Annotated in this window: 9 protein-coding genes; 4 read left to right on the plus strand and 5 right to left on the minus strand. The window is 72.4% G+C overall.

All coding sequences use genetic code 11. The features are described 5' to 3' along the window. Positions 1-11: 11 nt before the first annotated feature. The gene (locus WME96_RS36550) at positions 12-413 is read right to left on the minus strand and encodes a cupin domain-containing protein (protein ID WP_437286206.1); all 402 of its coding nucleotides are present in this window, start codon (positions 411-413) and stop codon (positions 12-14) included. A gap of 128 nt (positions 414-541) precedes the next feature. Here WME96_RS36550 and WME96_RS36555 point away from each other — a divergent pair, with 128 nt between their 5' ends. Continuing rightward, positions 542-1480 carry a LysR substrate-binding domain-containing protein gene (locus WME96_RS36555; RefSeq protein ID WP_437286207.1) on the plus strand — a complete coding sequence of 313 codons (939 nt, stop codon included), beginning with the start codon at positions 542-544 and terminating at the stop codon, positions 1478-1480. On the opposite strand, the gene WME96_RS36560 is transcribed toward WME96_RS36555, so the two are convergent. Continuing rightward, complete coding sequence (locus WME96_RS36560; RefSeq protein WP_437292392.1) at positions 1477-2817, minus strand: cytochrome B6; 1341 nt, start codon at positions 2815-2817, stop codon at positions 1477-1479. The genes WME96_RS36555 and WME96_RS36560 overlap by 4 nt on opposite strands. A 557-nt stretch (positions 2818-3374) precedes the next feature. Continuing rightward, positions 3375-4085, minus strand: a complete 711-nt coding sequence (locus WME96_RS36565) for a thermonuclease family protein (RefSeq protein ID WP_437286208.1) — start codon at positions 4083-4085, stop codon at positions 3375-3377. A 650-nt stretch (positions 4086-4735) separates the two neighbouring features. On the opposite strand from WME96_RS36565, the gene WME96_RS36570 reads away from it, so the two are divergent. Next, entirely contained in the window at positions 4736-9061 is a 4326-nt protein-coding gene (locus WME96_RS36570) for a VIT domain-containing protein (protein WP_437286209.1), read from the plus strand. A gap of 3 nt (positions 9062-9064) precedes the next feature. On the opposite strand, the gene WME96_RS36575 is transcribed toward WME96_RS36570, so the two are convergent. Together WME96_RS36575 and WME96_RS36580 are read right to left on the minus strand one after the other, a co-directional pair. After that, positions 9065-9961: a dienelactone hydrolase family protein gene (locus WME96_RS36575; protein ID WP_437286210.1), complete on the minus strand. Its 897-nt coding sequence runs from the start codon at positions 9959-9961 to the stop codon at positions 9065-9067. 65 nt (positions 9962-10026) lie between these two features. Further along, positions 10027-10434: a response regulator gene (locus tag WME96_RS36580; protein ID WP_437286211.1), complete on the minus strand. Its 408-nt coding sequence runs from the start codon at positions 10432-10434 to the stop codon at positions 10027-10029. 1207 nt (positions 10435-11641) lie between these two features. Between WME96_RS36580 and WME96_RS36585 the strand changes: the two genes are divergently transcribed. Together WME96_RS36585 and WME96_RS36590 are read left to right on the plus strand one after the other, a co-directional pair. After that, positions 11642-12610, plus strand: coding sequence for a protocatechuate 3,4-dioxygenase (locus tag WME96_RS36585; protein ID WP_437286212.1), 969 nt, complete (start codon positions 11642-11644; stop codon positions 12608-12610). Positions 12611-12744: 134 nt separating this feature from the next. Continuing rightward, positions 12745-14028 (plus strand): diaminopimelate decarboxylase, encoded by a 1284-nt coding sequence (locus tag WME96_RS36590; RefSeq protein ID WP_437286213.1) that lies wholly within the window; start codon positions 12745-12747, stop codon positions 14026-14028. The last annotated feature ends 87 nt before the right edge of the window (positions 14029-14115 follow it).

Here is a 14115-nt window from a genome sequence, read left to right on the forward strand (position 1 = left end):
CGCACGCGCGTCTACTGGAGCCTGTGGAGCAACTCCGTGTCCTGGTCGCCCAGCAGGTAGGTGGCGACGAAGGTCGCGTGGGCCGAGCTGGAATCGTTGTCGAAGCGCTCGATGGGCGTGCTCGCGGGCTCGAAGATCGTCTGCCCTGCCGTGTAGTACCTGGCCGGTTGGCCTTTCACCTGGAACAGAATACGCCCTTCGGTCACATAACAGACGACCGGACCGGGGTGCGTGTGCGGCCCGGCCTTGAACCCAGAGGGCAACGTCAGCCGCTGCACCTCGACGCGGGTCACGGCCTTCCCGCCCGCGACCGCGTGAGTCCCGAGCGAGGCTCGCTCCAGGACCGAGTCCCGCGTGCATCCCGCGCCGGCACAGAGCAAGGCTGTCGCCATCGAGACGTGAGCAAAACGCATGGTGTGTGTGTCCTTGTGCTCTGTCAGGCGGCCCCGGCTCGCCTTGACGCCACCAGCATGACGGAGCACCATCGTGCTGAAAATCAGGAAGTTTGGCACGGATAGTTCAGGAAAACGGAACGGTTGGCATGCAACGCGTCACCTTCGATCTCGACGTGCTGCGCAGCTTCGTCACGGGGGTGGAGCTGGGCAGCTTCGCCAGGGCGGCGAGCCGGGTGGGCCGGTCGACCTCCGCGGTGAGCGCTCAGCTCAAGAAGCTGGAGGAGCAGGCGGGCACGCCGCTCTTTCGCAAGGCCGGGCGCGGTCTCGCGCTGACGGAGGCGGGCGAGACGATGCTGGCGTACGCCCGCCGCCTGCTCGAGCTGAACGACGAGGCGGCGGCCGCGGTCCGCGGCGTCGATCTCGAGGGCTGGGTCCGGCTCGGCCTGCAACAGGACTTCGGTGACGTGCTGCTCTCCGGGGTGCTCGGGCGGTTTTCGCGCGCCCACCCGAGGGTGCGGATCGAGGTGCGGGTCGCGCGCAATGCGGAGCTGCTCGAGCGGGTCACGTCGGGCCGGCTCGATCTCGCGCTCGCGTGGGGCGACGGGACGGGCGCGCCGCATGGCGAGCGTCTGGCCGAGCTGCCGATGCGCTGGATCGGGTCGGCCGCGGGGTGCCCTGCGTGGACCGGGGCGGAGGGCGAGCCGCTGCCGCTCCTGGCCATCGAGGCGCCGTGCCGGTTCCGGGATGCGGCCGCGGCGGCGCTCGATCGCGCCGGCGTCCCGTGGCGGCTCGCGTTCACCAGCCCGGACCTGGGCGGGCTCTGGGCCGCGGCGGCGGCAGGGCTCGGGTTCACGGTGCGCACGCCGATCGGCCTGCCCGCCGGCGTGCGGGCGCTCGGCCCCGGGGAGGCCAGGCTGCCGGCGCTGCCCGCGCTCCCCCTGGCCCTGCACCACGCAGAGGCGGAACCGGGGCTCCCGACCGCCCGCCTCGCGGCCCTCGTGGTGCAGGCGCTGCAACGTCCCATCGAGATCGCTCGTGGACTCCAGCGCGAAGCCCTCGTGGATGGCAACGGGACCAGAAACTAGAGCACCCGCAGGAACGCCGTGAGATCGGCCTTCTCCTGCGCGGTCAGCCTGGTGCCGAGCACGAGGTTGAAGAACTCCACCGTGTCCTCCAGCGTGAGCAGGCGGCCGTCGTGCAGGTAAGGCGGGCTGTCCTTGATGCCGCGGAGCGGGAAGGTCTTGATGGGTCCGTCGGCGGTGGCCATGCGACCGTTGATGAGCTCGGGCTTGAAGAAGCGCTCCGCCCGCAGGTTGTGCATCAGGTTGTCGGTGTAGTAGGGCGCCACATGGCACGTCCCGCACCGGCCCTTGCCGTGGAAGACCTGCTCGCCGCGGAGCTCCTCCGGGGTGGCCTTCGCGGGGTCGAGGCGCCCGTCCACGCCGAGCTTCGGCGCAGGGGGGAAGTCGAGGATCTCCTGGAACTCGGACATCGCGTGCACCTGGTGCCCGCGGTCGAGGATGTTGATGCCCTTCTTGACGGCGATGACGATGTCGCCGTCGAAGTACGCCGCCCGCTGCTCGAACTCGGTGAAGTCCTCGACGGTCTTTAGCGCGCGCTGCGAGCCGAAGAGGCGCTGGATGTTGACGCCGCGGAGCGTGGGGGTGTCGACCCGGTGCCGGAACTCCTGCGGCCGGGTGTCGCCCACGAGGTGAAACGCGTTGTTCGTGTGGCCGTTCGCGTGGCAATCGAAGCAGGCGACGCCGAGGCTCGCCCGCTCCGAGCGCCGATCCGCGGTGGCGTTGAACTGCATCTGCGGGAACGGCGTGACGAGCAGCCGGAGCCCCTCGAGCTGCTTCGGCGTCAGGATGCCATTGAAGATCTCGTAGAAGTTGTCGATCGTGACGAGCTGCCCCCGGGAGACGTCGCCGAGGTCGGGCCGCGTGGTCAGGTAGATCGGCGCCGGGAACTCGGAGATGATGTGATCCGGAAGGTCGAAGTCGAGATCGAAGCGCGTGAGGTCACGCGCCGTCTGGCGCTTCAGCTCGTCGATGTGGAACTTCGGAAAGACCATTCCCCCTTCCGGGTGGTTCGCGTGCGGCAGCGGCAGGAAGCCCCTCGGCCAGAGCCCCTGTTCCCGGATCGCGTCGGGCGCGAGCGCGGCCAGCCCTTCCCACGTCGTCCCCTTCGGGAGCTTCACGCGGACGCCGGCCTGGACGGGCTTGCCGCGCGACATGGTGACGCCCTGGGCCGGGCGGTTCGAGAGGTCGTACCGCTCGTCGAGCAGGGTCTGATGGCGCTTCATCACCGCGGGCTTGTCGGCCTTCATCCGGGCGACCATGGCGGCGAACGGCTCCTTGTCCTCCACCGGCAGGTAGCTCGTGCGCGGCGTGTCCGGGCCGGGCGGAGGGTCCGCGTTCATGGGCGCCCTCGGCCCCGCCGGCGCGATCGTCCCGGCCGCGGCGGGCGGGGCCTCGCGCGGGCCGGTGGGATCTTCGGGCGCCGCGCCCGGCGTCGAGGCGCAATGCACGAGGCCGAGCGAGAGCGCCGCGGTGCACGCGACAAGGCACGACACATCCATCTTCTTCACAGGCATAGAAGCGCTCCTTCCCGAGCGAACGATCGATGGGTACGAACGAACGACGCGCGCACCTGCGCCCCGCCATGCCGCGCGCCTGTCCGGACCATGCAGCATGACGGCTCGCCAGGCACGCAGGCCAGGCACCATGAGCCGGTCCGTCCAGAGGCGGTTCCTGTGCCAGGGTCGCGTCCGCCACGCGCGCGTTCCGGAGGAAGCGCAGAGCGGAGCGCCCGGCGCGGGAAACCTCCTCTATTCTCGCTCCCCCTGGCAGATGCAGGGCGAGGGCCATCGGTATCGGGTGCGCGAGGGGATGTGGCAAAGTGCCACGCGTGTGGCAGCGGCGCTCAGAGGACCCGCCAGCGCAACGCGATGACGGGCGACAGCGAGGGTCTGGGCGGCTAACCTCCGTCGCGCGCGCGCCGCGCCGGAGCGATGCGGACGAAGGGCTCCTTGACGTCGCGCGCGTCGAAGAAGAACACCCGATCCCAGCAGGGCACCCGCTCGCGCTCCGACAGGTCGAACACCTCGCCCCGGGACAGGCTGCCGACGAGCTTCGCGCTCGACTGGCCCCTCATGCTCCACCGGAACTCGTAGGGAAGGAGGACGCTGGGATCGCTGAACATGCCGCGCCGCGCGGAGAAGCTCCGCCGCGCGGCCTCGGAGAGCTCCTGGGCGTGCAGCAGGTTCGGGGCGACGATATACGTCATCGCCAGGCCCTCCTCGAGGAGCAGCCGGTTGATGAGCTGTCCTCCCGAGATGACATACCCGAGCACGCGGCCGTACGCGTCGCACGGCTGCTCGTCCGTCTGGATCTCGACCGCGGCGCCCTCGGGGAGCAGCTCGGACAGCCGCGCGGCGGCCATCTCGGCCCAGTAGCCCTGCGAGGCGCCGAGGAAGTGCGTCTCCGGCGTATCGATCGAGAGCATGCGGATAGCGTGGTCCACGCCCCGCTCGTCGGATACGTGGAGCGTGTCCCCGTCGACCGTCCTCACCACCGTCGCGGGGAAGCGTGGGCCCGGCAGATCCGGCGGCTCGCGGAGCCTCCGCCTCCGAGCGACAAGGGATACGTAGCCGATGAACCTCCGGAACCCCGGAAGCAGTCCTGTCATCGCCCCCTCCTTGGATGGATCAACCCCCAGAAACCGCCGTTCGTCAGGGCGATCGGACTCCACTCCTGCCCAGGCGGCCTGTTCCATGACGCTATAGAGCGCGCCCAGGCCCGATGAAAGCGCTCGGCCCCCCTGACCCGGGGTGCGCGGGTGGCCTGAATCAATGGGCGGATTGAAGAGAGAGAGGCCGCCAGGACGCCAGGAGAGATAAGAAAAAGAGCGGTGAAGCCCCCTCTTCTACTCTTCCTGTTCTCTCCATCCCCTGAGAACCACCCTCATTTTGCAGCCATCTTCAGCAGAAAAATTGGACAGGGAGGCGGGGAGACAGAGAGTATTTTGAAGATTTTTCTCCCCGCCTCCCCGCCTCCCTGTGAATTTTCCGAAGAATGATGGGGAATGCCTCGGCTCCCTCTCCCCATGATGTCCCTGGCGTCTTCGCGGTTCATCTCTCTCTCCTTTCCCCACGCGGGCCGCCGCCGGACGAGCGCCCCTCGCCATCCCGCGCCGGGTCGGGCTACGCGCCGTTCGCGCTTTCCCGTTACGATGGCCGTCGCGATCGCTTCTGTAGATCGTCGCGGGGCACGGGACGTCTGCACGTGACCCCGCGCTGGGCTCCGGGGGCGAGAGCCGCCGCGGCGAGGAGGTCCTGGATGTCGTCGCTTGAACACGAAGAGCCGGCCGGAGCGCCGGAACCGGAACGGGAACGCGCAGCAGCGGCGGAAGACGAGGCGGCGCGTCGCCGGCGCAGGCGCAGCCTCCGCGTGGGGCTCGCGGCCGGGGTGCTCGCGCTCGCGGCGACCGTGACCGCGCTCGTCCTGACCCGGGAAACGCCGCCCGCGCGGGCCAGCGCCATCGGCGCGCGGCTGGAGCTCTCCTCGGGAGACGTCACGCTGACGGAGGGCGCGCAGGACGACACGCGGTCGACGGTGGTGTCCGGCACCCCGATCCCGGTCGGGGCCGAGCTCGCGACCGGAAAGGGAGCGCGGGCGCTCGTGCGGCTCGCCGACGGCTCCGCGGTGTTCCTCCGCGCAGACTCGGAGATCGCGCTCGGCGCGGGCGGGCTCTCGCTCGGCCAGGGCGAGGTGTGGCTCGACGCGCCGCCGTCCGAGCGCGGCGAGCTCTCGCACGCGCTCGGGGACGTCAAGGTCTCGGCGGCAGACGCGGGCCTGTCGATGAGGCGCTCGGGCAAGGAGGTGAGCGTGTACGTGGCGCGCGGGCTCGCCGTGGTCACGGCGCCCGGAGGGCGCGTCGAGGTGCACGCCGGGGAGCAGGCGACCGTCGCCGGAGACGCCGCGCCGAAGGTCGCGCCGCTCGCCTACTGGGAGGACTGGACCGGCGGCATGGGCGACCACCGGCCGCTCGCGGGCGAAGGCAGCGGCGCCGGCCGGATCTACGGCGTCGACCTGCAGGGCGCCCCGGGGGCGCAGGCGCGCACGCTCGAGATCAGCCGGCAGGTCGTGCGCGCGGTCGTGCGCGACGGCATCGCCGAGACCGAGGTGGACCAGACCTTCTCCAACCCGGGCGGGCGGCAGGTCGAGGGCTGGTACTGGTTCACCGTGCCCGAGCGGGCCCTCGTGAGCTCGTTCGCGGTGGAGACCGACGGCGTGCTCGTCGAGGGGGAGGTGATCGAGCGGAGAGAGGCGGCGCAGCGGTACCAGACCGCCGTGCAGACCGGCCACGAGCCGGCGCTGCTCGAGTGGGTCGACGGGCACAGCTACCGCGCCCGCATCTTCCCGGTGCCCGCGAGCGGCTCACGGCGCGTGGTGCTGCGGTACGTGGAGATGCTCGGCGCGCCGGCCGGCAAGCTCGCCTACGTGTACCCGATGCGCTCGAGCGAGCCGGCCCAGATCGGCGAGTTCTCGCTCTCCGTCGACCTCGGCCAGGCCGGCCAGGGCATGCAGATCGCGACGCTCGCGGACGCCGTCATCGAGGACGGCGGGCGACGCGTGAGCATGCGGCGGAGCGGCTACGAGCCGCGCGCGGACTTCCAGCTCGAGGCCTCCGTGAAGGCGAAGGCGCCGCCGCTGCGCGTGTCGCGCTTCGCCGCGGGCGAGGACCGCGCCGACTACGTGATGGCCCGGTACGTGCCCGACGTGGACTGGACCGAGCTCAAGGAGCTGCCCGCGGACCTCGTCGTCGTGGTCGACACGTCGGCGTCGGCCGACGAGCCGGCGCGGCAGCAGAAGGCGGCGGCGGCCGAGGCGATCCTCCGGGCGATGTCGCCGTCGGACCACTTCGCGCTGGTCGCGCTCGACTCGGCGCCCGCGGTCCTTCACCCGAGGGACGGGCTGGCCGAGGCGTCGGAGCAGGAGATCTCCGCCGCGCTCACGCGGCTGGCCGAGCACGCGACGGGGGGCGCGACCGACCTCGGCGCGCTCTTCGAGTCGGCGCTCGGGCGCGTGCACGGCAAGGAGCAGCCGGCGGTCATCTACATCGGCGACGGGCTCGCGACGAGCGGCGAGGTGACCGGCGCGCGCCTCTCGGAGCGGCTCCGCCGGTCGCTCTCGGCCTCGCGCGCGCGCTTCTTCACCGTCGGCGTCGGCGAGAACGCGAACCACGCGCTGCTGCGCGAGCTCGCGCGCGCCGGGGGCGGGCAGGCGTTCCGGATCGACGAGGCCGAGGGCTCGACGTCCGAGGTGCTGCGCCTGGCCAGCGCGATCAAGACGGCGACCATCACCGATCTGTCGATCGACCTCGGCGCCGGGCTCGACGAGCCGATGCTCACCGCGAGCGGCAAGGTGTCGCGCGGCGAGGAGGTCGTGCTGCTCGCGCGCACGCACCACGCGCTGCCCGCGAAGGCGATCGTGAAGGGGCGGCTCGCCGGGAAGGAGTACGCGCGCGAGCACCCGATCGAGATCGATCGGGGTGTCGGGGCGGCGCTGGTGCCGCGCTTCTGGGCGGCCGAGAAGATGCGGCGGCTGCTCGCGGACGGCGACGACATCGAGGCGCACCGGGGCAAGGTGGTCGAGCTCGGGCTCGAGTACGGGCTGATCACGCCGTTCACGAGCACGCTGGCGCTCGAGAGCGAGCAGGCCTACGCGAACCAGGGGATCCGGCGGCGGCGCTCGCCGCTCCGGGGCGAGCGGCTGACGGCGCTGACGCCCGAGCGAGAGCGCGAGCTCGCGGCGCTGCTCGCGCCGCCCTCGATGGCGGTCGCCGCCGGCTGCTCGAGGAGCGAGCCGAGCGCGGCGGGCGATGAGGAGGTCTCGAACAAGGAAGGCGGCCACGGCATGAGGAAGCAGGCGCCGGCTGCCGCGGCGGCGCCCGCGCAGGCCGACGCGCGGGAGCCGGGCGCCGCGGCGGACCTCGCCCCGCCCGCCCCCGCGATGCCCTCCCCCGCCGCCGCGCCCGCCCCGACGGCCACAGCCCCGGCCGGCGACGCGGAGCAGGAGCTCGCGCCGCAGGAGCGCGCCGCGGCCGCGACGAACGACGTGGCCGCCCCTCGGTCGGAGCGCGCGCCCCGGAAGGCCTCGGAGGGCGGCGGGGCGCCGACGTCCGGCGCGTTTGGCGCGATCGGCGCGGATCGACTCAAGGCCGCGCCGCGCGGCGGCGGTCCGCTCGAGTCGACCGCGGCCGCCGCGAAGCCGGGCGCGGCGGACGGGGCGGCGGCCGCGCGGAGGGCTGCCCAGGCGTGGACGCCCAGGCCCCGGCCCGTGGCGATGTCGCCGTGCAGCGACACCGCGCGGCGCCCCCTCGCCGAGCGCCTCGTCGTGTGGTCGAAGCGCCTCGCGCGCGCCACGTCGGCCGAGCAGCTCATCGCGCGCTACGAGGGCGCGCTGTCGACGTGCGAGCTGCCGGACTGGCGCGCGAAGGCCGCGCTCCTCTCGCTCCTCCAGGCGAAGGTGACCACCGAGGGCGGCGCCGAGGCGCTGCTCGTTCGCTTCGCCGACGAGCCCGAGGCGCAGCGGTTCATCGCGCGCGGGCTCATGCGGCGGACCGTCGATCCCGCGATCTCCGCGGCGGTGCGGCGCACGCTCTTCGGGGGCGCCGATCCGAAGCCGCGCTGGACGCTCGTCGACGAGCGCCTCGCGGCGCTGTCGACGGTGGACGAGCGGCTCGCGCTGGTGCGCCAGATGCTCACCGAGCGGCCCGACGACCCGGAGGGGGAGATCCGGCGGGTGCGCCTGCTGGCGGAGGCGGGCCGGAAGGACGAGGCGCTGGCCTACGGGCGGCGGCTCCGCGACCGCGGCTTCATGAGCCCCGGGCTCGCGCTGGAGCTCGGCGACGTGCTCGCCGCGAGCGGCTTCGAGCCGGACGCGCTCCGCACGTACTCGGAGATCGTCGAGTTCGATCCGGCGAGCCCCGCGTCGCGCGAGATGCTCGGCGACGTGTACCTCCGGCACGGCTGGTACGCGGCCGCGTACCGGCAGTACACGACGCTCACGGACCTCGCGCCGACCGAGCCCCGGGGCTGGCTGCGGCTCGCCGCGGCGGCCGCGGGCAGCGGGCGCGTCGACGAGGCGCTGCGCATCCAGCGCAAGGTCGCCGCGGCCGAGGGCACGCCGGGGGCGGACGATCCGCGCGCGTGGGCGCGCCTCCTGTCGGCGGCGCGCATCGGCCGGCTGCTCGCCGACGGCGGCGCGCCGGGCGCGCCGGCTAGCGTCGACGCCGAGAGCCTCGCCCGCAAGCTGAAGGAGCTCCAGCTCTTCAGCGGCCCCGGGGCGCTCCGCGTCGTGCTCTGGGAGGACCACGCCGCGGAGCTCGCCCTGGCGGCGCGGGACGGCGAGGTGGACGCGGCGCTCGGCGACGGCGTGTTCGCGCCGGCGGTCGGGCTCGCGGCGGTGCAGCTCCCCGCGTCCGAGCTCGCGCGCCTCGCGTGGCGCGTGCGGTTCCGCAGCGATCCGCCGCGCCGGGACGTGCGCTTCGTGGTGACGACGATCGTGTGGGACGGCGCGTCGTTCCGCGTGACGAGCGCGCCGGGGTCGATCCGCGCCGGGGAACAGGAGGCCGCGCTGGCGAGCGCCGCGGCGCCCTGAGGGTCACTGCTCCTTCAGCTTCGCCGCCAGGAACCGCCGCACCTTCTCCCAGGCGTCCGCCGCGGCCTTCGTGTCGTACCGCTCTCCCGACGGGTTCGCGAAGGCGTGCTCGGCGTCGTACCGGAGCACCTCGTGCTCCACGCCCGCCTCGTGCAGCGCCTTGTCGAACTCGTTCACGACCTGGGGCGGGATGCCCTCGTCCCGGTCGCCGAAGACGCCGAGCAGCGGCGCCTTGACCGCCGTGAGCTTCGCGGGGTCGGTGACGAGCCGGCCGTAGTAGATGACGGCAGCGTCGAGCTCGGGCTCGTTCATGGCGAGCTTGAGCGACCAGGCGCCGCCGAAGCACCACCCGATCGAGCCGGTCCGCGGGGCCGAGACGCGCGCGTCGGTCGCGAGGAAGCGGTGCGCGGCGCGCACCGTCTCGATCCCCTTCGCCTCGTCGACCGCCTTCATGGCCGTCATCGCGTCGTCCGGCGTGCTCGCGACCTTGCCGCCGTACAGGTCCACGGCGATCGCGGCGTAGCCGTCCTCGGCGAGGCGGTCGGTCCAGTGCTTGATGTGCTCGTTCAGGCCCCACCACTCGTGGATGACCACGACGCCCGGGATGGGCGGCTTCGCGTCCTTCGGCAGGCTCAGGTACGCCCGCGTTCCGGCCACCTCGACCGACTGCCCGCGCGCGGGCGGCGCCTTGTCCGCCCGGAGCTGGTGGAGCGCCTTGAAGTCCTCCTCCGAGAGCAGGCCGGTCGGGCTGTCCGCGGCGCTGGACGGCGCGGGCGCCGGGGCGGCGGCGCCGGACGGCGGCTCGGCGCGGGGGGCCGGAGACGAGCCAGAGCAGGCGGCGGTCGCCACGGCCAGCGCGAGCGGCGCTGCCAGGCGGAGGCGGCTGGGGCGGAGCTTCATGGCCGCGCACCCTACCAGCTCGGGGAGGCGCGCCGGAAGCCTCCCCGCGGCGACGCGGCGCCCGCCTACGTCGCCACGCGCAGGCCGAGCTGGCTCGACGAGACGCCTCGACGGACGGCCGAGGCCAGCGTGTCGGCCGAGAACGGCTTCGCGACGAACGCGTGCGCGCCGAGCCGGAACGCGCGCTCGCGCTCGCGCGCCGAGGACATCGCCGAGACGACGACGAGCGCGACGTCGCGGTGGTGCCGGCTCTGACGGATGAAGCGGATGAGCTCCAGCCCGTCGATGTCCGGCAGGTTGATGTCGATGATCACGGCGTCGTACGCGCCCCGGTGCATCAGCCGGAGCGCCTCGAACCCGCTCGCCGTCTCCGCGATCTCCACCGCCGGCCCGAGCTCCTTCGACCCCGCGAGCGCCGCCCGCATGTGCGTTCGCATCGCGGCGGAGTCATCGATGAGGAGGATGCGGGTCATGCGGGGGTCCTGTCGGAGGGTTTGGGAGCGCCTCCTACAACAGAAACCACAGGACCTGAAGCATTTACCAATTTTCCGACGTGCCTGCACCTGCCCGCCTGTACAGTGACACGGGACAGCGCCGCCGGAGGTGAACGCCACCCCGCCATTCCCGGCCCGACCCTACGAGCCCGTTCCCGGCCTCCCCTCCCCCGCGACCTCGCGCCGGCGCTCGATGCCGGATGCCCGGGTATCCGCTTTCCCTGGCCCGCGAGCCCCTGGCCGGCCTCGCCCGCGCTCCCCGCAGCAGCTCCCCGAGGCTCGACCTGCCCCGTTCACCGCGGCGCGCGCAGCCGCGATCTGCGCCGCCGGGCGCCCCCCACGTCCGGGAAAGCGACATCTTCGGCCACTTTCCGAGCCCCTGGCGTGATCACATCGCCTCCCTCCGGGAATTCGTCTGGGCCACACGGGAGACGACGGTGCGCGCTGGCGTATTGTACTTATTCACCATGACTGTAAGACCGGTCCGCGCGAGCGGCAGCGGCGGCGTCTCCCGTGAGCGTGAGGACGATGAGCCGGTCGGTGGACAGCTCGACGAGCGCTCCGCCCGCTGGCCATCTCCTGGCCTCCCCCGTGGACGACCTTAGACGAGATACGCACGGTTACTTCCCACTGGCCATCATCGTTCCGCGCTCGCCCGGGAGGAGTGAAATCCTCACTGGACACTTGGCCTCTTTCGCCCGCTCGGCGATGAGCCGACTTGGCCTCAGCATCACACCATTTAACTTTCTTTCATCGATCCGAGATCCAAAACTCTGTTTGACACCAAAACGGTGGGACGGTATTCCCATTGACGGCTCCGGCGCACTGCGACTGCGCCGGCAGCCCGTCACGCGAGTCTTTCTTAGGGATGGCAGTCCCTCATGTCCCCGGAGCACCGTCATCCCGTGAACAGCGGGTGAGTCGATCCGTTGCCAGGCAGCTCCGATGCCGGTGCCCTTCGCCGCATCCTCGGCGCGCTCGTCATCGCTCCTCGTGATGGCGTGCACTGCGGAGAGCGGGGATCCCCCGACGGAGCCGACGACACGGCGCCGCCGGGCGGCGTGGGCATCCCGGCCGATCTGCTCGAGCCCTTTCGTCGGTGGATCTTGGATGGGGCGCCGATCCCCACCCGTTCCAGTCAGCGTGATTCACGGTCGTGGCATGACTTATCGAAGGAGATCTTTGTATGGCTGAGAGAAAGGGACCCCTGGCGCGTGATCTGCTCGGCTGGGTGCTCGACCGCCGACAGATCCTCATCAAGCTCGGGGCGTTCGCCATCACCGCGCCCGCGCTCACGTCCTGCGGAGAGGACGACGGGACCGACGCTCCGGGCTCCAGCAGCACCGGCAGCGCCGGAGGTACCGGAGGCGGCGGTGGAGGCACGGGCACGGCGACCAGCAGCAGCAGCTCAGGCATCGCCAGCACGAGCAGCACCGGCTCGGGCACCGGCGGGGCCGGCGAGGGCGGCGCCGGTGTGGGCGGCGCGTGGGGCGACGACTCGCTGAACCTCGATCCTTCGATCTTCGAGGATGCCGTCAGGTGCGCCTTGACGACCACGGACATCGAGGGGCCGTTCTTCATCGACGACAGCGAGATCCCGAACGACATCAGCCTGTTCCGCAGCGATCTCCGGGACGGTCATCCCGGCTGCGAGTTCCAGTTCTATTTCCGCCTGCTCGACGCCCAGAACAACTGCGAGCCCATCCCCGACGCCGAGATCTACATCTGGCACTGCGATGCGGACGGCTACTACAGCGGCTTCGACGGCCAGGACCCCTCCACGCCGTACAGCGGCCCGGGCGAGCGCACGGTCGAGAACGACGAGCGTTTCTGCCGCGGCGTCCAGCTCACCGACCGCAACGGGATCGCCGGCTTCAGGACGATCTGGCCGGGATGGTACGCGGGGCGCCCCGTCCACGTTCACCTGGTCGCACGCATCAACGGGGCCACGACCCGGCTGATCACCACGCAGTTCTACTTCGAGGCCGATTTCAGCAGGCAGATCTACGAGAACGAGCCGGCGTACAAGGCCCGCTCCACGAACATCCCGGCGTCGAGCCTCAACCCCCCGGGGTTCGGCAACCCTGCGATGCCCACGATGTCGTACACACCCGGGCTCGTCATCGGCAAGCTCAACGTCATCGTCAACGGCTGAGCGCGCCGGCGCGAGACATCCTGGAAATACGGGTCGCGCCGCCCGGTCACGATCGCGCCGGCGCGGGGCGCCGCGACGGCGCGCAGGGGCGGACAACCTCCCGCCCGGAGGCCAGACTGCGGTAGGGAGGTCCCATGAGCGACGCGGATCGGCTGGATCCCGAGAGCATGGCGCGCGCGTTCCGCGAGGCGCGGCGCCGCGGGATGGATGTGGAGCCTGCGGTCCTGTTCCACGACCTCGGGCGCATGCGGGCGCGCATCGGGCGGATCGGCGCGGCGTTCCCGCCGGGCGCCCTCCACGCGGTCGCGATCAAGGCGAACCCCCTCGTGGAGGTCCTCCGCGCGGCGGTCGACTGCGGCGCGGGGCTCGAGGCCGCCTCGCTCGAGGAGGTGAAGCTCGCGGCGGCCGCCGGCTGCCCCCCCGGCCGCATCGTCTACGACTCCCCCGCGAAGACGCGCGACGACATCGCGGAGGCTCTCCGACTGGGCGTGCGGATCAACGCCGACAACCTCGATGAGCTCGAGCGCATCGACGCGCTCGTCCGGCACGGGGAGGCGGGCGACCGCATCGGGCTGCGGATCAACCCGCAGGTCGGGGCGTCCAGCATCGCCCTCACCAGCGTCGCGGATCGGCGCTCCAAGTTCGGGGTCCCGCTCGAGCAGGCCGACGCCGTGCGCGCCGCCTTCGCGCGGTACCGGTGGCTCACCGGCCTGCACGTGCACGTCGGCTCGCAGGGGTGCGCGCGCTCGCAGCTCGTCGACGGGATCCGCCGCGTCGAGGCGCTGCGCCAGGAGATCCGCCGCGCGCTCGGGCCGGGCGCCGCCCGCACCATGGATATCGGCGGCGGGCTGCCGGTCGCCTACCGGAGCACCGACCGGCCGCCGCTGCTCGAGGACCACGCGGCCGCGCTGCGCCTGGAGGTGCCGACGCTCTTCGAGGAGGGGACCACGCTGATCACCGAGTTCGGGCGCTGGGTCCAGGCGGGCTGCGGCTTCGCCGTCTCGCGCGTGGAGTACGTGAAGGAGGACCCGGCGGGGCGCACCGCGATCCTGCACCTCGGGGCCGACTTCCTGCTGCGACGCGCCTACCACCCGGCCGACTGGCACCACGATTTCGTGGCGCTCGACGCGGACGCCGCCCTCAAGGAGGGGCCGCTCTCGCCATGCACCCTCGGCGGCCCGCTGTGCTTCGGCGGCGACGTGCTGGCCCGCGACCTGCCGTTCCCGGCGCTGTCGCCCGGGGATCTCGTGCTCGTCCGCGACACGGGGGCTTACACGCTGAGCATGTGGTCCCGCCACTGCAGCCGCGGCATCCCCGCGGTGCTCGGCGTCGACGGCGGCGAGCTCCGCGTCCTGCGCGAGCGCGAGCGACCCGAGGACGTGGTGGCGTTCTGGAGCCGCGGCCGCGGCCAGCCATGAGGCCGCCGCGGGGCGTTCACGTGGCTGTTTCGCCGCGGGCCCAGCATGTGAGAGCGTGGATTGGCGAGCGCTTCGACGTGGAGGAGC

It is taken from the genome of Sorangium sp. So ce406 (assembly GCF_051474675.1).
Classification (GTDB): Bacteria; Myxococcota_A; Polyangia; order Polyangiales; family Polyangiaceae; genus Sorangium; species Sorangium cellulosum_G.

Bases quoted from the DNA above. Each gene is read 5' to 3' on its own strand.
- WME96_RS36555 (WP_437286207.1), top strand. From the start codon at position 542: ATGCAACGCGTCACCTTCGATCTCGACGTGCTGCGCAGCTTCGTCACG.
- WME96_RS36570 (WP_437286209.1), top strand. From the start codon at position 4,736: ATGTCGTCGCTTGAACACGAAGAGCCGGCCGGAGCGCCGGAACCGGAA.
- WME96_RS36565 (WP_437286208.1), bottom strand. From the start codon at position 4,085: ATGACAGGACTGCTTCCGGGGTTCCGGAGGTTCATCGGCTACGTATCC.
- WME96_RS36580 (WP_437286211.1), bottom strand. From the start codon at position 10,434: ATGACCCGCATCCTCCTCATCGATGACTCCGCCGCGATGCGAACGCAC.
- WME96_RS36560 (WP_437292392.1), bottom strand. From the start codon at position 2,817: ATGAACGCGGACCCTCCGCCCGGCCCGGACACGCCGCGCACGAGCTAC.
- WME96_RS36585 (WP_437286212.1), top strand. From the start codon at position 11,642: ATGGCTGAGAGAAAGGGACCCCTGGCGCGTGATCTGCTCGGCTGGGTG.
- WME96_RS36550 (WP_437286206.1), bottom strand. From the start codon at position 413: ATGCGTTTTGCTCACGTCTCGATGGCGACAGCCTTGCTCTGTGCCGGC.
- WME96_RS36575 (WP_437286210.1), bottom strand. From the start codon at position 9,961: ATGAAGCTCCGCCCCAGCCGCCTCCGCCTGGCAGCGCCGCTCGCGCTG.
- WME96_RS36590 (WP_437286213.1), top strand. From the start codon at position 12,745: ATGAGCGACGCGGATCGGCTGGATCCCGAGAGCATGGCGCGCGCGTTC.